This window comes from Streptomyces sp. NPDC014727 (assembly GCF_043083485.1).
Lineage (GTDB): Bacteria > Actinomycetota > Actinomycetes > Streptomycetales > Streptomycetaceae > Streptomyces.
The window spans coordinates 61,019-85,238 of record NZ_JBIBYR010000008.1 but is presented as its reverse complement, the minus strand read 5'-3'; the positions used below and the strand labels follow the sequence as shown (position 1 = coordinate 85,238).

The window sequence follows — 24,220 nt, the reverse complement described above, 5'->3', positions numbered from 1 at the left end:
CCGCACCGCACACCTTCCGGTGACGACCCCACCGCACGCTTCTCAGAAGGGCTACGGCACATACGATGGCACCGACAACTAAGGCGGCCGGCGACGGCAGCGGCCTGGTGGAGATGGCCTGGGACCCGATCACCCGGATCGTGGGCAGTCTCGGCATCCACACGAAGATCGACTTCAAGCAGAAGCGGGTCGCGGAGTGCTACAGCACCTCGTCGGTGTTCCGCGGCTACAGCGTCTTCATGCGAGGCAAGGACCCCCGCGACGCGCACTTCATCACCAGCCGGATCTGCGGGATCTGCGGCGACAACCACGCCACGTGCTCCGTGTACGCGCAGAACATGGCGTACGGAGTGAAGCCGCCCCACCTCGGTGAGTGGATCATCAACCTCGGCGAGTCCGCGGAGTACATGTTCGACCACAACATCTTCCAGGAGAACCTGGTCGGGGTCGACTACTGCGAAAAGATGGTCCGCGAGACCAACCCCGGCGTCCTGGAGCTAGCCGAGCGCACCGAGGCACCGCACGCCGGGGAGCACGGCTACCGCACGATCGCCGACATCATGCGGTCGCTCAACCCCATCGAGGGCGAGTTCTACCGCGAGGCCCTCCAGGTGAGCCGCTACACGCGGGAGATGTTCTGCCTCATGGAGGGGCGCCATGTGCACCCCTCCACGCTCTACCCGGGCGGCGTGGGCACGGTCGCCTCCGTCCAGCTCTTCACGGACTACCTCACCCGCCTCATGCGGTACGTGGAGTTCATGAAGCGGGTCGTACCCCTGCACGACGACCTGTTCGACTTCTTCTACGAGGCGCTGCCCGGGTACGAGGAGGTCGGCCGCCGACGGGTGCTGCTCGGCTGCTGGGGAGCGCTCAACGACCCCGAGCACTGCGACTTCACGTACGCCAACATGAGCGACTGGGGGCGCAAGATGTTCGTCACCCCCGGTGTGATCGTGGACGGCAAGCTGGTCACCAACGACCTCACCGAGATCAACCTCGGCATCCGGATCCTGCTGGGCAGTTCGTACTACGACGACTGGCAGGGCAAGGAGCAGTTCGTCACCCACGACCCGCTCGGCAACCCGGTCGACCCGCGCCACCCGTGGAACCAGCACACGATCCCCGCACCGCAGAAGCGGAACTTCGACGACAAGTACAGCTGGGTGATGTCGCCGCGCTGGTTCGACGGCAAGGACCACCTGGCCCTGGACACCGGCGGCGGCCCCATCGCGCGCCTCTGGTCCACCGCGCTCTCCGGGCTCGTGGACGTCGGCTACGTCAAGGCCACCGGCCACAGCGTCGTCATCAACCTGCCGCGCACGATGACCAAGCCCGAGACCACCTTCGAGTGGCAGATCCCGAAGTGGAGCAACGCGCTGGAGCGCAACCGCGCGCGCACCTACTTCCAGGCGTACGCGGCCGCGATCGCGCTGCACTGTGCCGAGAAGGGGCTTGAGGAGGTCCGCGCCGGACGTACCGGGACATGGGAGAAGTTCGAGGTCCCGGACGAGAGCATCGGTGTCGGATTCACCGAGGCCGTGCGCGGCGTGCTGTCGCACCACATGGTGATCAGGGACGGCAAGATCGCCAACTACCACCCCTACCCCCCGACGCCGTGGAACGCCAGCACGAGGGACACCTACGGAACCCCGGGGCCGTACGAGGACGCGGTGCAGAACACACCCATCTTCGAGGAGAACCCCCCGGAGAACTTCAAGGGCATCGACATCATGCGCACCATCCGCAGCTTCGACCCCTGTCTCCCGTGCGGGGTCCACATGTACGTCGGCGGCGGCAGAACCGTGCAGAAGATGCACGTGCCCACCGGCCTGAGCGGACTGGGCGGATGAGCGTGGCAGCGAGGGCGCTCGACGCGGAGCAGGCCGGACGGCGCATCGACGAGGTGCTTGAGCGAGTGACGTCGGCCGGTGACCAGAAGGCCGTCGCGGCGGCCGAGGAACTGGTGCGGGTCCTGATGGACTTCTACGGTGCCGGGCTGGCCCGGATCATCGACGGACTACGGGCCGCACCGGGCCGCGAAACCGGCGACACGCTGGACGCACTCCTGGGCGACGACCTCGTGTCGAGCCTCCTGGTCCTGCACGACCTGCACCCCGAGGACACCGGAACACGGATCGGCCGGGCCCTCGCGGCCGTCCGCGACCCCGTCGAGGTCGTCACCTTCGACGAGAGCACGGGCACCCTGCGCCTGCGCACCACCGACACGGGCGGCTGCGGCTGCGCCGGTGCGCCGACGGCGCAGCCGCAGATCGAGAACGTCCTCGCCTGCTTCGCACCGGAGGTGACCACGGTCGAACAGGAGCCGGGCTCCGCCACTCGGGAGCCGGCACTCCTCCAGATCGGAACCCGTCCACCGCAGGCCGCGCCGGACACCCGGGCGACCCCGGCCGGCACACCATGAGCGCGCCCACGACGCGGACCGGACGGCCCGCCCCCACCTCGGGCCTGCACACACTGCGACGGCTCGCCTCACCGAGTGGACCCCGGCAGGAGCAGTGCGAACTCTGTGGAGTACGGGTCACCGAGGGGAACCACCGGCATGTGGTGGACACCGAACAGCGCTCGCTGGCGTGCGCCTGCACACCATGCGCCCTGCTGTTCGAACGGCCCGGTGCCGCACAGGGCCGGTTCCTGAGCGTCCCGGACCGCTATCTGGCCGACCACGACCACCGCCTCGACGACAACGCGTGGGAACTCCTGCAGATCCCGGTCGGGGTCGCCTTCTTCTTCCGCAACGCCGCACTGGACCGGCTGGTGGCGCTGTATCCGAGCCCTGCCGGAGCAACCGAGAGCGAACTCGATCCATCGATCTGGCAGACGGTCCTCGGCAAAAGCCGCCTCGCCGAACTGCTGGAACCGGATGTGGAGGCGCTGTTGTTGCGCCGCTTCGAAGGCCGGGTCGAGTGCTATCTCGTACCGATCGACATCTGCTACGAACTGGTGGGACGCATGCGTCTGTTGTGGCAGGGCTTCGACGGCGGGGCCGAGGCCCGTGCCGATCTCCGGGCCTTCTTCGCACACGTCGAACGCCGCTCCGGGGCAACAGCGGGGGAGCAACGGCGATGACGGAGTTCACCTTCACCTGCACCGGTGTACGCGCCGACCCGTACTCCGCGGGCCCCACCCTCGTGTTCCGCCTCCGCGTCACCGCCTCGCCGGGCGCCCGGGTGCACGCGATGGCGCTGCGCTGCCAGATCCGCATCGAGCCCGCCCGGCGCGACTACGAACCCGCCGAGGCCGAGGGACTGGCGGACCTGTTCGGCGAGCGCCCGCGCTGGGGCACCACGCTCCAGCCCGTGCAGTTCGCCCAGGTCCCGGTCATGGTCCCCGCGTTCACCGGGGAGACCGAGACGGACGTCGTCGTGCCCTGTACCTACGACCTGGACATCGCCGCGACACGGTATCTGAACGCGCTGACCGACGGCGAGGTGCCGCTCCTCATGCTCTTCTCCGGTACCGCGTTCACCGGCTCCGGCGGCTTCCGGGTCGAGCCGGTGCCGTGGGACCTGGAGGCTCCTTTCCGGATGCCGGTGACGGCGTGGCAGGAAATGGTCGAGCAGCACTTTCCGGGGTGCGGCTGGATCCGTCTCCCTCGCGACACCATGAACGAACTGCTCGCGTTCCGCTCCCGGCACGCGCTGGCGTCCTGGGAGTCAACCGTCCGGGCCCTTCTCGACGCCGCGGGACCCACTGCCCTCCAGCAGCAGCACCGGGACGGCGTCGGCGCCGGACTCGCCGGGCTCGCCGAGAGGACAGCGCAATGACCGCGTCCACTCTCACTCCCGCGCTGGAATCGCGATTCGCCACCGCCCGCGGGGTGGCCGACGCGGTCCTCTTCGAGGGCTACGTCCTGTATCCGTACCGTGCGTCGGCGGCCAAGAACCGGCTCCGCTGGCAGTTCGGGGTGCTCGTACCACCGGCCTGGACGGCGGCGGCCGACGAGCACGACTTCCAGCACACCGAGTGCCTGATGGAACCGAAGGCCGATGCGACCCTGGCGGCCGAGGTGCGCTTTCTGCACGCCCGACGACGCATCGTGCAGCGGCTCTGCGAGGACGGCAGCTTCGAGACCGTTCCCGAACTCCACCTCACGGAGAGGGTCCTCGTTCCCTGGGACGAAGGGGTGGAGGAACGGATCGAGGTGCTCGCCACCGTGGCCGAGCTCACCGGCGACGGCGTCGTCGTCCCGTTCACGCGCCCGGCGCGCGAGGAGAGCGAGACCGTTCGCGACGAGGACGGCCGGACCGTGGGCCGGCTGGTGCGCCGCTGCGAGGAGATCAGCGGGACGCTACGGCTCCTTGCCGCCGAACTCGACGGCCCCTACCGGGCGATGCGGCTCACCGCCGTCGTGGAGAACACCAGCACATGGACCCCGGACGCCGATGACGGCGGCCGCGACGCCGCCCTGCCCAGATCGCTGGTGGCGGCACACCTCCTCCTCGGCCTCGATGCCGGCGCGTTCCTCTCGATGACCGACCCTCCCGAGTGGGCCGCGGGGGCGGTCGCGGGCTGCCGGAACCTGCATACCTGGCCCGTGCTGGCCGGTGAGCCCGGCCGTGCGGACCTGATGCTCTCGTCCCCGATCATCCTGGAGGACCATCCGGCCATCGCCCCGGAGAGCCCCGGAGCGCTGTACGACTCCACGGAGATCGACGAGATCCTGGCCCTGCGCACAGCGGCCCTGACGGACCGGGAGAAGCGCGAGGCCAGGGGGACGGACGACCGGGCGGCGGCCGTGATCGACCTCGCCGACTCGATGCCCTCCGAGGTCCTGGAGCGGCTGCACGGCGCGGTGCGGGCTCTGCGGGAGGTCACCGAACCGGGGGCGCCCGCGGTCGTCGCGCCGGACGGCCGTGCGCGAGTCCCGGAGGAAGCCGACACCTACGACTTGGTCCGCCCGGACCAGCCGTGGTGGGACCCGGCCGCCGACGACGGGGTCGACCCGGCGCGCGACCGGGTCCTGGTGGACGGCCGCCCGGTGGGCACGGGCAGCCGTGTGCTCCTGCGGCCGGGCCTGCGCCGCACCGACGCCCAGGACCTCTTTCTACGAGGCCGCAGCGCACTGGTCGAGGCGGTACTCCACGATGTGGACGGGGGAGTCCACCTCGCGGTCACCGTCGAGGGCGATCCGGGTGCGGACATCCGGCGCGAGCAGGGGCGGTTCCTCTACTTCCAGCCCGACGAGGTCGCACCACTGGAGGACGCATGACACCGCCCTCGGCACAGCGGGCGACCACTCTGGTCGCGGGCGTCGGCAACATCTTCCTCGGCGACGACGGCTTCGGTGTCGAGACCGTACGACGACTGACCTCGGAGCCTCTGCCCGCCCACGTCGAAGCGGTGGACATCGGCGTGCGCGGAGTCCACCTCGCGTACCAGCTCCTCGACGGATACGACACGCTCGTCCTGATCGACGCCACCCGACGCGGCGGCGATCCCGGGACGCTGTATCTGATCGAGGTCGACCGGCCAGGCCGGATCGAGCCGCAGGAGGCCCTGCTCGACGGCCACCGGATGTCCCCCGACACGGTCCTGACCCTGCTGGAGACCCTGTGCGCCGGGACGGGCTGCAGGCCCCCGCAACGCACTCTGGTCGTCGGATGCGAACCCGCCCGCGTCGACGAGGGCATCGGTCTGAGCGCCCCCGTGGCCGCCGCTGTTCCACAGGCCGTGGACATGGTGCTGCGCCTGGTGCGGGACGACGAACAGACCACGCCCACCCCACAGCCGGCAACAGGCACGGCCGTGAACTGAGGAGACGAACACCATCATGAAGAAGATCATCATCGGCGGCGCGGTCGCCGCCGCCCTCGCCGCGCTCCTGGCCCAGGTACTGCCCGACATCAAGCGCTACGTGCGTATGCGGTGCATGTGACGGCACCGGACTCCGGAGCGGAGCCGGGCTGCACCGAATGACGTACCTGGCGCTCGGCGTCGGCGAGCCGACCCGATGGCGACGGCCACCCCCGGTCTAATGACGCGGGCAGGACGGAGACCCATGCACGAGATGTCCATCGCCGTGGCCGTCGTCGGCCAGGTGGAAGAAGCGGCCCGGACCGGTGGCGCCGTCGGCGTCACATCCGTCCGGCTCCAGGTCGGCGAACTGGCCGGAGTGGTACCGGACGCACTGTCCTTCTGCTTCGAACTGGCCTGTGCCGGGACCGTGCTGGAAGGCGCGGAGCTGATCGTCGACTCCGTACGGGCGAGAGCGCGCTGCGCGCCCTGTGCGGACGAATGGGCGGTCGGCATGCCACCGGTGCTGTGCTGCCCCGTGTGCGGCGAAGCGACTGCGGAGCTGCTCTCGGGCCGCGAACTGCAGATCGCCGACGTCCACTGGGACGACGGCCCCGCGCACGGACACAACCGTGAACCGATTTCCGAGGAGCGCTGAACCATGTGCCGTGTGGTCGATCTGCAGCAGGCGGTACTCGCGAAGAACGACACGACCGCGCAGCACCTGCGCACCGAACTCGCCCGCCGCGGCACAGCGGTGGTCAATCTGCTCTCCAGCCCGGGGAGCGGGAAGACCGCACTGCTCGAACGCGAACTGGTGCTGGCCCGTGAGACGGGCGTCCCCGTCGCGGCACTGACCGCCGACCTGGCCACGGAGAACGACGCCACGCGCCTGGCCCGCTCCGGAGCCCCGGTCAAGCAGGTGCTCACCGACGGGCTCTGCCACCTGGAGGCCCACATGCTGAGCGGGCACCTGGACGGATGGCTGCCCGAGGACACCCGGCTCCTGTTCGTGGAGAACGTCGGCAACCTGGTCTGCCCGGCCTCGTACGACCTCGGGGAAACGCTGAGGGTCGTCCTCGCCTCGGTCACCGAGGGCGAGGACAAGCCGCTGAAGTACCCCACCGCCTTCGGGCTCGCCCACCTCGTCCTCGTCACCAAGGCGGACATCGCCGGGGCGGTGGGGTTCGACGAGGACGCGTTCCGCGCCCATGTCGAGCAGGTCAACCCCGGGGTGCAGGTGCTCCTCACCTCCGCCCGGCGCGGAGACGGCGTCGGGGCGCTCCTCGACCGGGCGCTGGACGCCGCGAACGGCGCCCCGGTCCACCGGCCCGTCATGGCCCGGCAGAACCCTTCTCCCCACACCCACGCACATACGGAGCACGACGCGGACGGCCGGGACCGGCCCCGCACGCATGCCGGTCGGGGCGAGCAGGCTGCCGTACCGGGTGCGTCCGGCGCCGCGGCGCAGACCCGCGCGTGACGGCGCCACGGTCCGGCCGGGCCCCGGGCGAGCCGACGCAACGTCGCCGGGTCACGGTGCGAGGCGTCGTCCAGGGCGTCGGATTCCGGCCCTATGTCTACACGCGCGCTCTCGCGATGGGCCTGGCCGGACATGTCACCAACACTCCCGAGGGCGTCGTCGCGGAAGTCGAGGGATCACCTGCTGTCGTGGCCCTGTTCTGCGAAGGGATCGCGACGGACGCGCCGCCCATGGCCGTCCTCGAATCCGTCGAGCACCGGGAGGTGCCCGCCGCGGGCGGCACCGGCTTCACCATCATCGCCTCCCGCACCGGCGGACCCTCCCGCACACTGGTTCCGCCGGACCTGGCCACCTGCGCGGACTGCCTCGCCGAACTGGCCGACCCCGCGGACCGGCGCCATCGGCACCCCTTCATCACCTGCACCAACTGCGGTCCGAGGTTCACCATCGTCACGGGGCTGCCGTACGACCGGGCGCACACCACCATGGCCGGCTTCCCCATGTGCGGCGACTGCGCCCGTGAGTACGCGGACCCGGCCGACCGCCGCTTCCATGCCCAGCCGGTCGCCTGTCCCCGCTGCGGACCCCGGCTCGACCTGTTGGTGCCACACCCCGATCCGGGCAGAAACCCGCGACGCACCCACGCCGCGGACCCGGTCGCCGAGGCCCGCGAACTCCTGTCCTGCGGCGCGATCGTCGCCGTGAAGGGCCTCGGCGGGTACCACCTCGCCTGCGACGCGACCAACCCCCTGGCCGTGGCCGAGCTGCGCCGTCGCAAGGCACGCGGGGACAAGCCGTTCGCCCTCATGGCCCGCGGCATCGACGACATCGAACACGTCGTCCGTGCGAGCGCCGAAGAGCGGGCCCTGCTCACCGACGTCGCCCGGCCGATCGTCCTGCTGCGGCGCCGAGCCCGCGCCGCCGCCGTGCCGGGCGCCCCGGTCCCGTCGGACAATGTCGCCCCGGGCAGCCCCGACCTCGGTGTCATGCTCGCCTACACCCCCCTGCACCACCTGCTCCTCGGCCTGCCCGGCGACCCGGCCGGGCCGCGCCTGCTCGTCATGACCAGCGGCAACGTGGCCGGGGAACCGATCGTCACCGACGACGTCGAAGCACTGGAGCGGCTCGGCGGTCTGGCAGACGCCTGGCTGACCCACGACCGCCCGATCAGGGTCCCGTGCGACGACTCCGTCGTCCGTGTCTGCGACGGGGAACGGCTGACCGTACGCCGCTCACGCGGCTACGCCCCCCGGTCCGTCGAGCTCCCCTTTCCGGTACCGGCGGTCCTCGCCGCCGGGGGCGATCTCAAGAACGTCCTCTGTCTGGCGGAGGGGCGCAGAGCCTGGCTGTCCGCCCACATCGGTGACATGGACGACCTCGCCACACAACACGCCTTCGAGCGCGCGGCGCAACAACTGGAGACCCTCACCGGTGTGCGGCCCGGCATCCTGGCCGTCGACCGGCATCCCCGATACCGCTCGGGGCAGTTGACCCGGCGCCTGGCCGGAGAACGGCCGGTCGTGCGCGTCCAGCACCACCACGCCCACATCGCCTCCGCGATGGCCGAACACGGCCTGGACGGCAGCCGACGGGTGATCGGCGTCGCGTTCGACGGCACCGGCTACGGCGACGACGGAGCCGTGTGGGGCGGAGAGATCCTGTTGGCTGACTACGACGGATACCACCGGTTCGGACATCTCGCCTACGTTCCTCTGCCGGGCGGTGACGCCTCCGTGCGGCGTCCCTACCGCATGGCCCTGGCCCATCTGCACGCGGCGGGGATCGGGTGGGCGCGGGATCTGCCGTGCACGATGGCCTGCCCCTCCGATGAACTGGGGCCGTTGGAACGACAGTTGGAGCGGCGCCTCAACTGTGTCCCCACCTCCAGCATGGGCCGGCTGTTCGACGCGGTCTCCTCCCTCACGGGTATCTGCCACCGGGTCGGATACGAAGCCCAGGCCGCCATCGAACTCGAAACGGCCGCGCTGCGCGCGGCCGAAGGCGACTGCGAGCGATACGCCTTCGCTCTGCGGGCCCCCGACCCGGGCAGCGGGGAGGTGCTGATCGCCGACCCCGCGCCCGTACTGTCGGCCGTGGTCGACGAGGTGCGCGCCGGCACCGAACCGGGAGTCGTCGCGGCGCGTTTCCACACCGCGGTCGCCGCTCTCGTCCGCAGAACCTGTGTCCTCGCGCGTGAGCAGTACGGCCTGGACACCGTGGCCCTCACCGGCGGAGTGTTCGCCAACACCCTGCTCTCCTCGGAATGCGCCCGCACGCTTCGCGGACACGGCTTCACCGTTCTGCGTCACCACCGGGTCCCTCCGAACGACGGAGGACTGGCGCTGGGGCAGGTGCTGATCGCCGCGCGGAGCCGGGCCCCCCGACCACCCGACGGCCGCTCAACCCCGGCGCGGGAGACCGAAGCCACCCACTGACGGCGTGTCCCGGCAGGGCCGGGCAGGTGACCAACCACAGCGAGGAGAAGCCATGTGCCTGGCGGTGCCCGGCAGAGTGCTGGAGATCGAGGAGCGGGACGGTACCCGCATGGCCACCGTCGATTTCGGCGGAGTGGTCAAGGAAGCGTGTCTGGAGTATCTGCCGGACCTCCGGGTCGGTGACTACGCCATCGTCCACGTGGGGTTCGCCCTGCAGAAGCTGGACGAGGAATCGGCCCGGCAGACCCTGGAGCTCTTCACCCAACTCGGCCTGCTGCAGGAAGAGTTCGGTGACCCGTGGGAAATGGCGGCCGAGGCGGGCGGAGCCCCGCTGCCCGGCTCCGGTGAGACACCGCAGGAGGTGCGGCAGTGAAGTACATCGACGAGTTCCAGAACCCCGAACTGGCCCGGCGACTGCTCGACGAGATCCACTCCACCGTGACCAGGCCGTGGGCCCTGATGGAGGTCTGCGGCGGTCAGACCCACACCATCATCCGGCACGGCATCGATCAACTCCTGCCCGAACAGGTGGAATTGATCCATGGGCCGGGCTGCCCGGTGTGCGTGACCCCGCTGGAGGTCATCGACAAGGCACTGGAGATCGCCTCCCGTCCGGAGGTGATCTTCTGTTCCTTCGGCGACATGCTCCGCGTCCCCGGAACCGGCCGCGACCTCTTCCGGGTCCGCGGTGAGGGCGGAGATGTGCGCGTCGTCTACTCCCCGCTCGACGCGTTGAAGATCGCTCAGCAGAACCCGGACCGGGAGGTCGTGTTCTTCGGAATCGGCTTCGAGACCACCGCCCCTCCCAACGCGATGACGGTCTATCAGGCGCGCAGGCTCGGCATCCGCAACTTCAGTCTGCTGGTGTCCCATGTCCGGGTGCCTCCGGCGATCGAGGCGATCATGAGGTCGCCGGACTGCCGGGTGCAGGCATTTCTGGCCGCGGGGCATGTGTGCAGCGTCATGGGAGTGGGTGAGTATCCCGCACTGGCCGAACGCTTCCGCGTCCCGATCGTGGTGACCGGATTCGAACCGCTGGACATCCTGGAAGGGGTGCGCCGGACCGTGGTCCAGCTGGAACGCGGCGAACACACCGTGGACAACGCCTACCCGCGCGCCGTGCGCCCCGAGGGCAACCCGGCCGCGCTGAGGATGCTGGAGGACGTCTTCGAGGTCACCGACCGGTCCTGGCGCGGCATCGGCGTCATCCCCGACAGCGGCTGGCGGCTCTCCCCGCGCTATCGGGACCACGACGCGGAGTACCGCTTCTCGGTGACCGGCATCAACACCCGCGAACCCGAGCAGTGCCGCAGCGGCGAGGTGCTGCAGGGCCTGCTGAAGCCCCATGAATGCGAGGCGTTCGGCACCACCTGCACCCCTCGCACCCCACTCGGAGCCACCATGGTCTCCAGCGAGGGCGCATGCGCCGCGTACTACCTCTACCGGCGGCTGGACATCGACAAGGCGGTGCCTGTGGAGGCGATCCCCGTTGTCTGAGACCATCGAGACATCCACGGGCGACGCCGCGACGGCATCCGCTTCCGGCGTCCCGCTGCCCGATCCCACGGCATGGACGTGTCCGGCCCCGCTCCGTGACCACCCGCGCATCGTGATGGGGCACGGAGGTGGCGGCGCCCTCTCCGCGGAACTCGTCCAGCACATCTTCGCCCCCGCCTTCGGCGGTGAGACGCTTGCGCAGATGGGCGATGCGGCGTCCGTGCGGCTGGGTGGCGCCCGCCTCGCGTTCTCCACCGACACCTTCGTGGTGCGGCCGCTGTTCTTCCCCGGCGGCAGCATCGGCGACCTCGCGGTCAACGGTACCGTCAACGACCTGGCCATGAGCGGCGCGCGGGCCGCCTATCTGTCCTGCGGATACATCCTGGAGGAGGGCGTCGAGCTCTCCGTCGTGGCGCGTGTCGCCGACGCCTTCGGTGCCGCCGCGCGCCACGCGGGTGTCGAGGTGGTGACGGGGGACACCAAGGTGGTCGAGGCCGGTCACGGAGACGGCATCTTCATCAACACCGCCGGTATCGGCCTTATCCCGGCCGGCGTCGACCTGCGTCCGCAGCGGGTCGAACCGGGCGACGTCGTGATCGTCAGCGGGGCGGTCGGCGTCCACGGCGTGGCCATCATGAGCGTGCGCGAGGGCCTGGAGTTCGGGGTCGAGATCGAGAGCGACTGCGCCGCCCTGGGCGGGCTCGTGGAGGCCATGCTCGCGGTCACCCCCGAACTGCACGTACTGCGCGACCCCACGCGTGGAGGGCTCGCCGCCTCCCTCAACGAGATCGCGACGGCCTCGGGCACCGGAGTCGTGATCCGGGAGCGGGCCGTCCCCGTCCCTCCGCCGGTGGCCAATGCCTGCGCCGTCCTGGGGCTCGACCCGATGTACGTCGCCAACGAGGGAAAGCTGGTGGCGTTCGTCCCGCGCGAAAGCGCCGACGCGGTCCTGGAGGCGATGCGCGCGCATCCACTGGGACGTGACGCGGCCGTGATCGGTGAGGCGGTGGCGGCCCACCCCGGCATGGTGGTGGCCCGCACCGGGCTGGGCGGCACCCGAGTGGTCGACCTGCCGGTCGGGGAACAGCTGCCGCGGATCTGCTGACGGCTGCGTCACGCCGTGCGGGGCAGACGTCCTGCCGCCGTGCCGTCCGCCGCGGAACCGAACCGGCCAATTCGAGTGGCCGGCCGCGCCCCGAGCGCGGTCGGCCACCGAGGCGTACGTGCGTCAGCGCTGGCTTCGGCAGTGCGAGGCGAGATGGGGCCGAGGCGTCAAGCGCTCTTCTCGCCAAGCGCGACAAGGGCCCGGAACGAGGGCGTGGTGGCACCGGGGGGTGCGTGCCTAAGGTCTGAAGTGCGCGCAGCGAAGCAGTCCGGTCGAACCACGGAAAAGGTCAACGACGCATCGCCCAGGGGGAAGCAGTGCCGCGTGTCGAACCCGTTCTCGAGCGGGCCCTGCGTAGGACTCCCTTACTTCACCTGGACGTCGCCCACCGGGGCCGGACGCGGCGTCTGGGACTGAAACTGGAGGAGCGCGGCCCCACGGGATCGGTGAAGGACCGCAGCGCTGTGGGGTTGTTACGGGCGCTGCACGACGAACGGCCGTTCACCCCGGGGACCGTGGTGGTGGAATCCACCTCCGGCAACCTCGGCCTGGCTCTGGCCCGGCTGCTGCCCTCGATCGACTGCGTCTTCCTCGCGGTGGTCGACCTGAAGACCCCGCATGCCACCCGCAGAACACTCGCCGACCGGGGCGCCCGGATGATCGTCGTCGACGAACCCGACGGCCAGGGCGGCTACTTGCTGAGCCGACTGCGCAGGGTGGGCGAACTGTGCGCCCACAACCCCGGATACCGCTGGCCCAACCAGTACGAGAACTGGGCCTCGCCCGACATCCACCGCCGCACCACCGGCCCCGAGATCACCGAGCAGACCGGGCCGGATCTCGGCACGGTGTACGTACCGGTCTCCACGGGCGGCACCCTGGCCGGCATCAGCGCGCATCTGCGCGAGCACCGGCCCGATGTCGCCGCGGTCGCGGTGGACGTACGCGGCTCGCTCGCCGTCGCGGGCAGCGCCGGGCGCCGCCTGATACCGGGCATAGGGGCCAGCCGGCCGTCGGTCTTCCTCCAAAGGCCGCACAGCTACGACCGCGCCGTGCACGTCGACGACATCGAGGCGATCGCCGTCTGCCGCATCCTTGCCGAGGACGTGGGAGTCGTCCTCGGGGGTTCCAGCGGCTGTGCCGTACGCGCGCTGCTGACCGATCTGGAGAACGGCCGCACGGACGGCCGGCTCCCGGTGTGCCTGGCCGCCGACGGCGGCCGCAAGTACCGCGACACCCTCTACTCCGACGACTGGGCGGCCGAGCAGGGCATCGTCAAGGAGATCACCGCCGCCGTGAACCGACTGCGCAGCGAAGGACTCTTCTTCGACCGAAAGCACCAGGAGCACTGACCATGGGCACGAGCACCACCCTCGACCGGAGCCGGACGGGGACCGGCTACCGGCAGTTCCTGCCCCTGGTCCAGGGCGCCACGCTGATCGAGTGGACCGGGACGGGACTGTTCCTCGCCGTCTCGACCATCTACTTCGTCAAGGTCGCCCATCTCAGCACCTCGTCCGTCGGCACCGGCCTGACCATCGGCGGGGCAGTCGCCGTAGCCGCCGCCGTGCCCATCGCCCGGGTGGCCGGACGCTTCGGGCCGAAGCCCGTACTGATCGCTGTGATGCTGCTCCGCGCGCTGGCCACCGTCGGCTATCTGTGGGTGGACGGCTGGTGGAGCTTTCTCCTCGTGGTCGCCGTCATTGCCGTCACCGAGCAGTCCTCGCCCCCACTCGTGCAGTCGTACGTCGGTGCGCGGGCCCCCGAGAGCCTGCGCGCGAAGGTGATGGCCGTACAGCGCACGGTCGTCAACCTCGGCATCAGCCTCGGCGGATTGATCGCGGGAGTCGCCCTCGGTTCCGGAGCGCCAGGAGCCTTCCGGCCGCTGCTGACAGGCGGCGCAGTCGCCTATGTGGTGGTGGCCGCGGTGTACGCCACCGCACAGGGCGAGGAGGCCGCGACCGCCGTCGGGAGCGCCCGTGTTTCGGAGCTGCTCAAGGACCGCCGACTGCTGGGCTTCACCGCGTACAACGCGCTGGTGTCGCTGTGGATGCCGGTACTCAACGTGGCCTTCCCGCTGTGGCTCGTCACCGAGACCGACGTACCGGAGCGCTACGTCGGCATCCTCTACGCCGTCAACACCGTGCTGTGCATCGCGCTCCAGTATCCGCTCAGCCGCTGCTACAGCACGACGCGCCGGGCGTGGTGCTCGTACGCGAGTGCCGCGCTGCTGCTCGCCCTCGGTGCCCTTGCCTTCGCCGCCGCACCGGGCTTCGGGGCGCGGGAGGCACTGTTGGTGCTCGGCGCCGCCGTCGTCCTTCTGACGTTCGCCGAACTGCTCCAGGTCGGCGCCTCCTGGACACTCTCCTTCGACCTGGCACCGGAGCGGGCGCGCAGCGCCTACCTGGTGCTGTTCAACACCAGCCGGACGGTCGCCAACCGGGTGGCCGGCCCGGTGCTGATGACCGGCGTCGTGCTCGCCCTCGGCACGGCCGGCTGGATCGCGCTCGCCGGGGTACTGCTGCTCGGCGCGCTCGCCCCCCTCATGATGCTGCGCGGGCCGCGTGGCACGAGCGGCTGAAGCGTCCCGTCCGGACCGCCCGACCACCCACGATTCCCACGTCAAGGAGCCCCGACCGCCATGGACTTCGAGCAATACCCCGACAGCCACTTCCGCTATCTGACCCGTGCGGACGTCATCGAGGCGGCCCGCGACGTGGACATCGTGACGGCGGTGGCCGATGCGCTCACGCTGCACTCCGCCGGCCGGTCCGTCCTTCCCGAGGAGGCGTACCTCGGCTGGACCACCCCGCAGGGCGACTCGGCCCGGCTGCTGGCCATGCCCGGAGCCCTGACGCAGGTCGGCAGGCCACCGGTCGTCGGCATGAAGACCATCAACGCCTCGCTCGGCAACCCGGGCCGCGGCATACCGCGTTCCCAGGGCTTCACCCTGCTCCTGGACCCGGAGACCGCCCGCCCCCTCGCGTTGATGGAGGCCGCGTACATCAGCGCCATGCGGACCGCGGCGGTGACCGCGCTGGCCGCACGGCACCTGGCCGTTGCGGAACCGCGGCAGCTGGCTCTCCTCGGCTGCGGCGCGCTCGCACAGGCGCATGTCTCACTGCTGCTGCGCACCATGCCCTCGCTGCGTCGCATAGCCCTGTACGACGTGGCACCCGACCGTGCGAAGTCTGTCGCCGAGTACACCGCGTCGCTCCCCGGAGCCGACGGCATCGAGACGGTGCTCGCCGACGGTCCACGGTCAGCCGTGCGCGACGCCGAACTCGTGGTGCCCGTCACGACGGTGACACAGGGATACATCGAGTCCGACTGGTTGCGGCCGGGAGCACTCGTCTGTCACGTCTCGTTGGACGACCTCACCGAGGCGGCCGTGCTCTCGGCCGGCACGGTGATCGTCGACGACTGGAGCCTGGTCCGTGACGACCCGCGCCGACTGCTGGGCCGGATGCACCGGACGGGCACCCTGCTCGGACCCGACGGCACCCCGCGAGAAGGCGTCACCGCGCGACCCGGCGCCCGTCGCGTCGACGGCACGCTCGGCGACGTGCTGGCCGGTCGGCACCCGGGCCGACGGGACCCGGACGAGATCGTGATCAGCAACCCGTTCGGTATGTCGATCCTCGACGTCGCCGTCGCCGACCGCATCCGTGCCCGCGCCGAAACCGCCGGCCTGGGCTCCCGGCTCACTCTCTGAGGGGGATCCGCATGACGATCGATCAGAACGTCCAGGAGATCAACCGCACCATGTGGTCGTACGGTGAGTACCGGCATGTCGCCGATCTGCTGCGGCCCGGCGCCGAGGAGCTGGTCGACCGGCTCGCCCCCGCACCGGACACCCGCCATCTCGACGTCGCCACCGGAAACGGCAACGTCGCCCTGCTGTCCGCTCTGCGCGGCTGCGTCGTCACCGGGCTGGACCTGACCGACGAGTTCTTCCCCGACGCGCGTGAACGGTTCTCGAAGGCCGGTGTCGAGGTGGAGCTGCACCGCGGCGACGCACAGGAACTCCCCTTCCCCGACGCCGCGTTCGACCTGGTGACGTCCACCTACGGGATCCAGTTCGCACCGGACCACGCAGCGGCCGCCGGCGAGATGGCCCGAGTGCTGCGGCCCGGCGGTCGGATCGGCATGTGCAACTGGACGGCACGCAGCTGGACCGCGCACTTCCAGGAGATCCTCTCGGCCTACTTCCCCTCGCCCAACGGCCACCAGGGCCAGCCCATGCTGTGGGGCTCGCCGGACCATCTCGCCGAACTGCTCGGCCCCGGATTCACGACTACGTCCGAACGCCGTGAACTCTTCTACCCGTTCGGTACGGCCGAGGATCTGGTCGCCTTCTTCGAGAACTGCTTCGGGCCCTGCATCGCGGCGAAGAACACCATCTCGCCGCCCTCGCGCTGGAAGGAACTGAGAGCGGAGATGGTCGAGATGACCGAGGGCTTCCACACCACCGACGACCGGGGCACGGGCGTGCCCGTCGAGTACCTGCTCGTCGTAGCGGAGAAGAAGGGGGCCCGGTGACCGGCCTGTCCGAGCACTACCCGAAGCTTCCGCTGGCCGAAGGGGCGAGGGAGCGGGCGCTCGCCGCGGCGCTGACCCGCAGCGAGCCGTACGAGCTGCGCGAAGGAGTGCACGCGTACGTCGACCGGCATGCGGTCGCACACCCGGACCGCACAGCGGTCGACGACGGTGAAATGTCCATGAGCTACGCCGAGTTGGCGGAGCGGATGCGCCGCACCGCCGCACAGTTGGCAGCAGCCGGCGTCGCGGCAGGACAGATCGTCGCCGTCGGCGGCCGACGCGGCGGCGACGTCATCACCGCCTTTCTCGCGCTGGAGCTGCTGGGCGCCGTCTATCTGCCGGTGGACGCCGGGTGGCCCGCCGCCCGCGTCGAGTCCCTGCTCACCGACAGCGGCGCCGTCCTGCTGCTGACCACCGGCGCACCGGCGGACAGCGGCGAACTGGTCAAGGGAGCGCGGGCGGCCAAAGTCCCCACCGCGGCGCCGCGACCGACGGACCCCCCGTACACCCGGACCGCCCCGCTTGCGCTTGACGAGGTGCGCTACGTCCTCTACACCTCGGGGTCGACCGGCCGCCCCAAGGCCGCGATCGTCGAACACCAGGGGATGCTCAACCATCTGTGGGCCAAGATCGACGACCTCGGGCTGACCGCGGACGACCGGCTGGCGCAGACCGCGCCCCTGGGCTTCGACATCTCCGTCTGGCAGATGCTCGCCCCCCTGCTCGTCGGCGGCCGCGTCCAGGTCTTCGGCGACGAACAGGCACAGGACGGCGCGCTGCTGCTGGAAGGGCTGCGCAGCCGCGGAACAACGGTGCTGGAAACCGTACCCACCCTGATCCGCTTCCTGCTCGACGCCCAGGAGGGCTCGGGCACGAGGCCCGGTGCGCTGCGCTGGATGATCGCCACCGGTGAGGAGCTGCCGCCCGCTCTCGCCAGGCGGTGGCACGACGCCATGCCCGGCATCGGACTGCTCAACGCCTACGGCCCCACCGAGTGTTCGGACGATGTCACCCATGCCGTGCTCGGCCCACCGGCCGCCGGGGTCCGCCACCTGCCGATCGGCTCGCCCATCGGGAACGCCGAACTGTACGTGCTGCGTGCCGAGGAGGGGGAGTGGCACGCCTGCGCGCACGGGGAGACCGGGGAACTGTTCGTCGGAGGACTCGTCGTGGGACGCGGCTACCTCGGTGATCCGGAGCGCACCGCCCTCGCCTTCTTCACCGACCCCTTCGACGACCGCGGGGGGCGCCTCTATCGCACCGGGGACGCCGTACGCGTACTGCCGGACGGCGGGCTGGAGTACCTGGGCCGGGTCGACCGGCAGGTGAAGCTCGGCGGCGTGCGCATGGAGCTCGCCGAGATCGAAGCGGTCCTCGGCGGCCACCCCGGCATCGCCGCCTGCGCCGTCACCCTCCACACCCCCGAGGACACGGGCGCCCTCGTCGCCCGCGAGAGCGCCCACGCCCCCGCCGCCGCACAGCCGCCGCGGCTCGTCGCGTACGTCACCGCCACCGGGGAGGAGGTGGCCGAGGAGACACTCCGCGCCCACCTCGCCGAACGGCTCCCCGCGCCGATGGTCCCGCACGTCTTCGTCGTCCTGCCCCGGCTCCCGCTCACCCGGAACGGCAAGACGGACTACAAGGCGCTCCCCGCACCACCGCGCCGTACCCGCCCCGACAGCCGTCCGTACACGGCACCGCGCGGCGAGGCGGAGACCGCCGTCGCGGCCCTGATCGCCGAACTCCTCGGCACCGGGCGCGTCGGCCGGGACGATGCGTTCCTGGAGCTGGGCGGCGACTCGCTGCTCGCCATGCGGCTCGTCGCGGCGCTGCGCGCGAAAGGGTCGGTGGCCGGCCTGCGCGACGTGCTGCGCGACGGCAGCCCCGCCGCACTCGCCGCGCTCGGCGGCCACCGACCTGAGCGGGCCGCCGACGTCCGACCTGAGCGGGCCCCGGACGCCCCCCGGACCCGGCCGCTCACCCCGCAGCAGGCCGGGGTGTACTTCCACTGGCGCCTCGACCCGCTCAGCCCCTACTACAGCTATCAGGGCTCCCTGGAACTGGACGGGCCGCTGGACGTGACACGGCTGGCACGGGCCTGGCACCTGCTGCTGGCCGAGAATCCGCTGCTCCTCGCCCGGTTCGCCGAGACCGACGGAGCGGGCGGTCAGGAAGTGGTGCACCACTTCCCGCACTGGGACGTACCGCTGCCCGTACAGGCCCGGGACATCACCCCCGAAGGGTTTCGCGCGGTGGCGGCCGAGGAAGCGGCAAGGCCCTTCGACCTCCTCGCCGAACCCGCCCTGCGCACCGAGCTGTTCCGACTGCCGGGCGGACAGCACCGGCTGCTCGTCACCATGCATGAACTGCTCCTCGACGGCTGGGGCGCGACCGTGCTCTTCCAACGGCTCGCCGGACTGTACGAACAGCAGCCGCCACAACCCGATCCGGAGCGCGCCACCCGGTACGACCGCTATCTCGACCACCTGGAGGGGCGCCTCGCCACCGACGAGGTCGCCGAGGCGGGGGAGTACTGGCTGCGCCGGCTCGCGGGCGATCTCCCGGCACTGCAGATCGCGCAGAAGCAGCGGCCCGCCACCCCCACCTACCGGGGCGCGATCACCGAGACCGTCCTCGACGAGCAGCTGTCCCGGCGGCTGCGGGAGACCGCGCTGTCCGCCTCCGCGACCGCGTTCGTGCCGTTGCTGGCCGCCTACGCACTGGCCCTGAGCTACTACGGCGACGCCGACGAAGTGATCGTCGGCGCGCCGATGGCGGGCCGGGAGCGGCCGGAAGCCGCCGAGGTCCCGGCGTTCGTGCTCGCCATGCTGCCGCTGCGCCTGCGCGTCGAACCGGCAGCGACCCTCACGGAGTTCACCGCGCAGGTGCGGGAGACGGTGTACGACGCCTACGCCGCGGCGGAACATCCCTTCGGCTGGACACTGCGACGGCTTCCGGCCGCCTCACGCAGCTCCTCGGCGACACCGGTCTTCCAGACCATGCTCAACATGCTGCCGTACCCGGCCCGCGCCACCGCGGCGGCGGGCGTCGCCTTCCGCTTCGTCGAGCTGGACACCGGCTACACCAAGTACGACTGCGCGCTGTACGTCCAGCCGCACGGCCCCGGTCAACTGCTGCTGCAGTACGCGTACCAGCAGGAACTGCTCGACGCCCCGGCCGCCCGCAACGTACTGGAATCCACACTGATCGCGCTGCGGGCCCTGACCGACCCGGAGCGCGCGGGGCACACCACCATCCGTTCCCTCGATCTGCTGCCCGGAGACGATCACCGATGACGACGCCGACCCTGCTGGAACGCTTCGCCGAGCAGGTGGCGGCCCGCCCCCGGGCCGTAGCCCTGCGCCACACCGGCACCAGCCTCACCTACCGTGAACTCGACGAGTGGAGCGGCCGGCTGGCCGCCCGGCTCGCCGCCAGGGGCACCGGCCCCGGCACACTGGTGGCACTCGCCGCCCAGCGCGGCCCGGCAGCCGTCGCCGGGGTCCTCGCCGTACTGAAGACGGGCGCCGCCTATCTCGGGCTCGACCCCGCGATACCCGTACGACGACAGCGCCGGATGGTCGAGGAGACAGGACCGCACTGTGTGCTGGCCGAGCCCGGCCTCGACCAGTTCCCGACGCTGGACGCCCCCCGCGTCACGCTCGCGCCCGTGGCCGAGGGACCGCTGCACCAGGGCCCCGAGCAGGAACCCGAGGAGGACGCGCTGTTCCATGTCGTCTACACGTCCGGGACGACCGGAAGCCCCAAGGGGGTACGCATCAGCAGGCGTTCGGTCCGCGGGCGGCTGGAGTGGATGTGGCAGGACCATCCGTTCCCCGAGGGCTCGGTGCTGGCCGTCCAGAAGTCCCTGGCTCTGGTCGCCTCGCCGTGGGAACTGCTCGGCGGGCTGCTCAAAGGCATCCCGTCCGTCGTGCTCGGCACCGATGAGCTCCTCGACCCGGTGCTGTTCGCGGCCGCCGTCGAGCAGGAGCGGATCACCCATCTGTTCCTGACCCCGCAGTTGATCGCCGGGCTGCTGGAGGAGAGTGCGAAACGCCCCGGCGGACACCGGCCCGTACTGGTCACCAGCGGCGCCGACACCCTGCCGGTGGACACGGTCCTGCGCTTCCGCGAGGTCTGGCCCGACGCCACGCTCCTGAACCTGTACGGCATGACGGAGACCGCCTCCAACGTCGCCGCGTACGACACCGCGCTCCTGCCCGCGGACGCCGAACGTGTCCCCGTCGGCAGCCCCGTGGCGGGTGCCGTGCTCTCGGTCCGCGACCGGCTCGGCCGACGGCTGCCGCCCGGCGTGACGGGCGAGGTGTGGGTATCCGGTCCGCCGCTCGCCCTCGGCTATCTCGGCGGTGACGGCGAGGACCGCTTCACCACGGACGACGACGGCGTCCTTCACTACCGTACGGGGGATCGCGGCCGCCAACTCCCCGATGCTGTAATGGAGATGACCGGACGCGCCGACAATCAGATCAAGATACGGGGCTACCGCGTCGAGCTGGAGGAGATCGAGGCCACCCTGCGCAAGGCGCCGGACGTCACCGACGCGGGGGCCTACACGGAGACCGAGGGGGGCGAGACACGCATCGTCGCCTGCTTCACGGCCGACGAGGAGACCGCCCCCGCCGCACTGCGCGCCTACCTGCGCGACCGGCTCCCCGACTACATGCTGCCCGCCCGCATCCAACAGCTCGCCCGGCTCCCGCTGACCGCCAACGGCAAGCTCGACCGCACAGCCCTGCGCACACTCGTGAAGAACGTGGGGCAGGAACGGACGGCCGGATTCGCCCCGTCCGACGCCACCGAAGCAGCTGTCGCCGCACTCTGGCAGGAACTGCTCGGCGCCCCACCGGCCTCGGCGGACCAGAACTTCTTCGACGCCGGAGGCCACTCCCTGCTCGCCGTACGGCTCGCCAACCGGCTGGCGAGCACGGCGGGCCGACGCGTCCCCCTGCGCCGCATCCTCGGCGCACCCACCGTCACCGCGATCGCTGCACTGTGCCGCGAGATCCAGCAGGAGGAACAGGCATGAACGTGCCATGGCTGAACATGACGGGCCAAGAGTCGCCGTCGGGCCGGGACGGCACTCTCGTCGTCTGCTTCGCACCCACCGGCGCCCACGGTTCGACGTTCGCGACCTGGCGGGGCCGATTGCCCGAGGACACCGCACTCGCGTTGATCACACCACCGGGCCGCGGCACCCGGGTCGACGAGGAACCCGTCACCGACATGGCCGCCTACGCCGATGCGGTGGCGGCCGAGGTGCGTGCGTCGCGGGGCGGGCGGCGACTGGTGCTGATCGGTGTGAGCCTCGGCGCGCTGCTGGCGTACGAGACGTGCTGCCGGCTGCTCGACGCCGGAGTGCCGGTCGCGCGGCTGTGCGCGGTGGCCGGACAGTGTCCCGGCGACTTCCACGGCGACGGCGGCGAGGTGACGGTGGAGGACGCCCGCGCCTTCGTCACCGGGACCGGACTGACCGACCCGGAGCTGCTGGCGGATCCCGACTTCGAGGAGGTGCTGCTGCCGCCCGTCATCGCCGATCTGCGGCTGGCCGCGGGCTACGACGGCGGCCGGACTCCTGTCCCGCACGTCGAGTTGCGCGCGGTGTGGGCCACCGACGACCCGCACGTGCCCGAAGTCACCGTACGACGCTGGGCCGACTGGACGCGTGCGGAGTGCACCACGCGGTCCGTCGAGGGTGGTCACTACGCCCACCAGGAGAACCCGGCTGCGGTCATATCCGCCTGTCTGGACGGTCTTCCCGCGACCCGGCCGTCACGCCGCTCCGTGCTCGGCGCCGGTGCGACGGCCGTCGCGGGCACGATGCTGGGGCTCGGCGCGATCGCGTCGGGATCACCCAGGGCATCGGCCGCCGCGCCGGCAGCGGGGGGCGTCTCCTTCGACGGGGATCCCACCGACCCCGTGGGCCTCGCCGTGGCGATGATCCGGCAGAACACCAGCAACCCCGGAGACGGCGCACTCACCCTGCCGTTCGCCCGGATGCTCCAGGACATCTTCCGCGCGGCCGGGGTCGGCACCGAGATCGTGCCCACCCCGAAGGAGGGCAACGTCCACTTCTTCGCCCGCGTACCGGCCGGCGGACCGACCCGGAAGAAGCCGCTGGTCCTCCTCGGCCACTCCGACGTCGTTCCCGCCATCGGCGACAAGTGGACGACGGACCCCTTCGCCGGAGTCATCCAGGACGGCAAGCTGTACGGCCGCGGCTCCCTCGACATGAAGGGCGTCAACGCCGCCTTCGTCGCCGCTCTGCTGCGTCATGTGCGCGAAGGCGCGGCCTTCGACCGCGACATCGTCCTCTGGTCCGACTGCGACGAGGAACAGGGACCCTACGGGGTGCGCTGGTTCCTCGCGGAGCACCCCGGCAGGATCGAGGCGGGCGCGGTCGTCACCGAGGGCGGCTGGGTGCTCAACCAACGCGACGGCCGGACCCCCATGATCGCCTCGCTCACCTGCAACGACAAACGCTCCCTGCTGCTGCGCCTGGAGACCTCCTCGTACGCCACCCACACGTCCAAACCGTTCACCGGACAGGCCGTGATCCGGCTCGGCGAAGTGCTGGAGCAACTGGGGGACTGGCGCGCCCACATCCGTCCCAACGCATTGTCCCGGCGGTACTTCGCCGAACTCGCCGAGGCCACCACCGACCGGCCGCTCGCCGAGGCGGTGCGCGAGATGCTCGATGCCCGTACGGAACAGCGACGCGACCGGGCCGGCGAAGCGGTGGTACGGCTCAGCGACACCCCGGAACTGCACAATGCGATGCTGCGGACCACGCTGGCCTTCACCTCCGCGCAGTCCGGCTACTACCCGAGCATCGTGCCGGGCACGGCGACGGCGGAATTCCGGGCGGCGTTCCTGCCCGGGGCCGACGACCCCGGCCGTGTCGTCGCCGAACTGCGTTCGCTGATCGGCAACCGGGCGACGCTGACCGTGGTCGGCAACCCCGGCGAGAGCGAGCAGCAGGCTCTGGACCGGCTGCGCGGCTATCTCGCGGTGCCCGACTCCAGCTACGACACGGACGTCTTCCGCGCCTGGCAGACAGCCGTACGCCGGACGCATCCCGGCGTACGGGCCACCGCCTGCCAGTTCGAGGCGGTCACCAGCGCGGTGCCGTTCCGGGAGCAGAACATACCCGTCTACGGCATGTACCCGTTCACCGTGAACCGGGACATGCTCAAGCGCATGCACGGCACCGACGAGCACATCGGCGTCGAGGCCCTGCGCCAGGGCACCGAAACCGTCTACCGGATGCTGGCAGGACTGCGTACCGGGGCCTGACCGGCCCGGACCGTACGGGCGCGCTCCGCAGGGCGCCCGTACGGTCGTCGGACCCCTGACGTCAGCCCACGGTGACCCGGTCGAGGGTGC

20 protein-coding genes are annotated in these 24,220 nt (G+C 71.1%); all 20 read left to right on the top strand.

Annotated features, from left to right (window positions below; genetic code table 11):
- Positions 1-65 precede the first annotated feature (65 nt).
- The 20 genes from ACF1B9_RS15110 to ACF1B9_RS15015 all read left to right on the top strand — a co-directional run bounded on the left by ACF1B9_RS15110 (position 66) and on the right by ACF1B9_RS15015 (position 24,130).
- The gene (locus ACF1B9_RS15110) at positions 66-1,850 is read left to right on the top strand and encodes a nickel-dependent hydrogenase large subunit (protein WP_391745195.1); all 1,785 of its coding nucleotides are present in this window, start codon (positions 66-68) and stop codon (positions 1,848-1,850) included.
- Positions 1,847-2,422: a hypothetical protein gene (locus ACF1B9_RS15105; RefSeq protein WP_391745194.1), complete on the top strand. Its 576-nt coding sequence runs from the start codon at positions 1,847-1,849 to the stop codon at positions 2,420-2,422. The genes ACF1B9_RS15110 and ACF1B9_RS15105 overlap by 4 nt, the downstream gene beginning before the upstream one ends.
- Complete coding sequence (locus tag ACF1B9_RS15100) at positions 2,419-3,087, top strand: DUF5947 family protein (protein ID WP_391745192.1); 669 nt, start codon at positions 2,419-2,421, stop codon at positions 3,085-3,087. Before ACF1B9_RS15105 ends, ACF1B9_RS15100 begins: the two co-directional genes overlap by 4 nt.
- Complete coding sequence (locus tag ACF1B9_RS15095) at positions 3,084-3,785, top strand: DUF6084 family protein (protein WP_391745191.1); 702 nt, start codon at positions 3,084-3,086, stop codon at positions 3,783-3,785. Before ACF1B9_RS15100 ends, ACF1B9_RS15095 begins: the two co-directional genes overlap by 4 nt.
- Entirely contained in the window at positions 3,782-5,230 is a 1,449-nt protein-coding gene (locus tag ACF1B9_RS15090; RefSeq protein WP_391745190.1) for a hypothetical protein, read from the top strand. The genes ACF1B9_RS15095 and ACF1B9_RS15090 overlap by 4 nt, the downstream gene beginning before the upstream one ends.
- Positions 5,227-5,775 carry a hydrogenase maturation protease gene (locus ACF1B9_RS15085; RefSeq protein WP_391745189.1) on the top strand — a complete coding sequence of 183 codons (549 nt, stop codon included), beginning with the start codon at positions 5,227-5,229 and terminating at the stop codon, positions 5,773-5,775. Before ACF1B9_RS15090 ends, ACF1B9_RS15085 begins: the two co-directional genes overlap by 4 nt.
- A 16-nt stretch (positions 5,776-5,791) precedes the next feature.
- Positions 5,792-5,896: a DUF6893 family small protein gene (locus ACF1B9_RS15080; RefSeq protein WP_389637029.1), complete on the top strand. Its 105-nt coding sequence runs from the start codon at positions 5,792-5,794 to the stop codon at positions 5,894-5,896.
- A gap of 123 nt (positions 5,897-6,019) precedes the next feature.
- Positions 6,020-6,412: a hydrogenase maturation nickel metallochaperone HypA gene (hypA, locus tag ACF1B9_RS15075; RefSeq protein ID WP_391745188.1), complete on the top strand. Its 393-nt coding sequence runs from the start codon at positions 6,020-6,022 to the stop codon at positions 6,410-6,412.
- 3 nt (positions 6,413-6,415) lie between these two features.
- Positions 6,416-7,237, top strand: coding sequence for a hydrogenase nickel incorporation protein HypB (gene hypB / locus ACF1B9_RS15070; RefSeq protein ID WP_391745187.1), 822 nt, complete (start codon positions 6,416-6,418; stop codon positions 7,235-7,237).
- Positions 7,234-9,672: a carbamoyltransferase HypF gene (hypF, locus tag ACF1B9_RS15065; protein WP_391745185.1), complete on the top strand. Its 2,439-nt coding sequence runs from the start codon at positions 7,234-7,236 to the stop codon at positions 9,670-9,672. Before hypB ends, hypF begins: the two co-directional genes overlap by 4 nt.
- Positions 9,673-9,724: 52 nt before the next feature.
- The gene (locus ACF1B9_RS15060) at positions 9,725-10,045 is read left to right on the top strand and encodes a HypC/HybG/HupF family hydrogenase formation chaperone (protein WP_391745183.1); all 321 of its coding nucleotides are present in this window, start codon (positions 9,725-9,727) and stop codon (positions 10,043-10,045) included.
- Positions 10,042-11,169, top strand: a complete 1,128-nt coding sequence (hypD, locus tag ACF1B9_RS15055; protein ID WP_391745182.1) for a hydrogenase formation protein HypD — start codon at positions 10,042-10,044, stop codon at positions 11,167-11,169. Before ACF1B9_RS15060 ends, hypD begins: the two co-directional genes overlap by 4 nt.
- A gap of 115 nt (positions 11,170-11,284) precedes the next feature.
- The gene (hypE, locus tag ACF1B9_RS15050; protein WP_391745236.1) at positions 11,285-12,274 is read left to right on the top strand and encodes a hydrogenase expression/formation protein HypE; all 990 of its coding nucleotides are present in this window, start codon (positions 11,285-11,287) and stop codon (positions 12,272-12,274) included.
- Positions 12,275-12,591: 317 nt separating this feature from the next.
- Positions 12,592-13,626, top strand: coding sequence for a pyridoxal-phosphate dependent enzyme (locus tag ACF1B9_RS15045; RefSeq protein WP_391745180.1), 1,035 nt, complete (start codon positions 12,592-12,594; stop codon positions 13,624-13,626).
- A 2-nt stretch (positions 13,627-13,628) separates the two neighbouring features.
- Positions 13,629-14,855 carry an MFS transporter gene (locus ACF1B9_RS15040; protein ID WP_391745178.1) on the top strand — a complete coding sequence of 409 codons (1,227 nt, stop codon included), beginning with the start codon at positions 13,629-13,631 and terminating at the stop codon, positions 14,853-14,855.
- A 60-nt stretch (positions 14,856-14,915) separates the two neighbouring features.
- Positions 14,916-15,989 (top strand): ornithine cyclodeaminase family protein, encoded by a 1,074-nt coding sequence (locus ACF1B9_RS15035; protein WP_391745176.1) that lies wholly within the window; start codon positions 14,916-14,918, stop codon positions 15,987-15,989.
- 11 nt (positions 15,990-16,000) lie between these two features.
- On the top strand, positions 16,001-16,816 hold the full coding sequence (locus ACF1B9_RS15030) for a class I SAM-dependent methyltransferase (RefSeq protein WP_391745175.1): 816 nt from the start codon (positions 16,001-16,003) through the stop codon (positions 16,814-16,816).
- Positions 16,813-20,112, top strand: a complete 3,300-nt coding sequence (locus ACF1B9_RS15025; protein ID WP_391745173.1) for an amino acid adenylation domain-containing protein — start codon at positions 16,813-16,815, stop codon at positions 20,110-20,112. The genes ACF1B9_RS15030 and ACF1B9_RS15025 overlap by 4 nt, the downstream gene beginning before the upstream one ends.
- The gene (locus ACF1B9_RS15020) at positions 20,109-21,863 is read left to right on the top strand and encodes an AMP-binding protein (protein WP_391745171.1); all 1,755 of its coding nucleotides are present in this window, start codon (positions 20,109-20,111) and stop codon (positions 21,861-21,863) included. Before ACF1B9_RS15025 ends, ACF1B9_RS15020 begins: the two co-directional genes overlap by 4 nt.
- On the top strand, positions 21,860-24,130 hold the full coding sequence (locus ACF1B9_RS15015) for a M20/M25/M40 family metallo-hydrolase (RefSeq protein ID WP_391745169.1): 2,271 nt from the start codon (positions 21,860-21,862) through the stop codon (positions 24,128-24,130). Before ACF1B9_RS15020 ends, ACF1B9_RS15015 begins: the two co-directional genes overlap by 4 nt.
- Positions 24,131-24,220 lie beyond the last annotated feature (90 nt).

What these genes read in the sequence shown, in the direction of transcription:
- ACF1B9_RS15110 (WP_391745195.1), top strand. Translation starts at nt 66, where the DNA reads ATGGCACCGACAACTAAGGCGGCCGGCGACGGCAGCGGCCTGGTGGAG.
- ACF1B9_RS15105 (WP_391745194.1), top strand. Translation starts at nt 1,847, where the DNA reads ATGAGCGTGGCAGCGAGGGCGCTCGACGCGGAGCAGGCCGGACGGCGC.
- ACF1B9_RS15100 (WP_391745192.1), top strand. Translation starts at nt 2,419, where the DNA reads ATGAGCGCGCCCACGACGCGGACCGGACGGCCCGCCCCCACCTCGGGC.
- ACF1B9_RS15095 (WP_391745191.1), top strand. Translation starts at nt 3,084, where the DNA reads ATGACGGAGTTCACCTTCACCTGCACCGGTGTACGCGCCGACCCGTAC.
- ACF1B9_RS15090 (WP_391745190.1), top strand. Translation starts at nt 3,782, where the DNA reads ATGACCGCGTCCACTCTCACTCCCGCGCTGGAATCGCGATTCGCCACC.
- ACF1B9_RS15085 (WP_391745189.1), top strand. Translation starts at nt 5,227, where the DNA reads ATGACACCGCCCTCGGCACAGCGGGCGACCACTCTGGTCGCGGGCGTC.
- ACF1B9_RS15080 (WP_389637029.1), top strand. Translation starts at nt 5,792, where the DNA reads ATGAAGAAGATCATCATCGGCGGCGCGGTCGCCGCCGCCCTCGCCGCG.
- hypA (WP_391745188.1), top strand. Translation starts at nt 6,020, where the DNA reads ATGCACGAGATGTCCATCGCCGTGGCCGTCGTCGGCCAGGTGGAAGAA.
- hypB (WP_391745187.1), top strand. Translation starts at nt 6,416, where the DNA reads ATGTGCCGTGTGGTCGATCTGCAGCAGGCGGTACTCGCGAAGAACGAC.
- ACF1B9_RS15060 (WP_391745183.1), top strand. Translation starts at nt 9,725, where the DNA reads ATGTGCCTGGCGGTGCCCGGCAGAGTGCTGGAGATCGAGGAGCGGGAC.
- hypE (WP_391745236.1), top strand. Translation starts at nt 11,285, where the DNA reads ATGGGGCACGGAGGTGGCGGCGCCCTCTCCGCGGAACTCGTCCAGCAC.
- ACF1B9_RS15040 (WP_391745178.1), top strand. Translation starts at nt 13,629, where the DNA reads ATGGGCACGAGCACCACCCTCGACCGGAGCCGGACGGGGACCGGCTAC.
- ACF1B9_RS15035 (WP_391745176.1), top strand. Translation starts at nt 14,916, where the DNA reads ATGGACTTCGAGCAATACCCCGACAGCCACTTCCGCTATCTGACCCGT.
- ACF1B9_RS15030 (WP_391745175.1), top strand. Translation starts at nt 16,001, where the DNA reads ATGACGATCGATCAGAACGTCCAGGAGATCAACCGCACCATGTGGTCG.
- ACF1B9_RS15020 (WP_391745171.1), top strand. Translation starts at nt 20,109, where the DNA reads ATGACGACGCCGACCCTGCTGGAACGCTTCGCCGAGCAGGTGGCGGCC.
- ACF1B9_RS15015 (WP_391745169.1), top strand. Translation starts at nt 21,860, where the DNA reads ATGAACGTGCCATGGCTGAACATGACGGGCCAAGAGTCGCCGTCGGGC.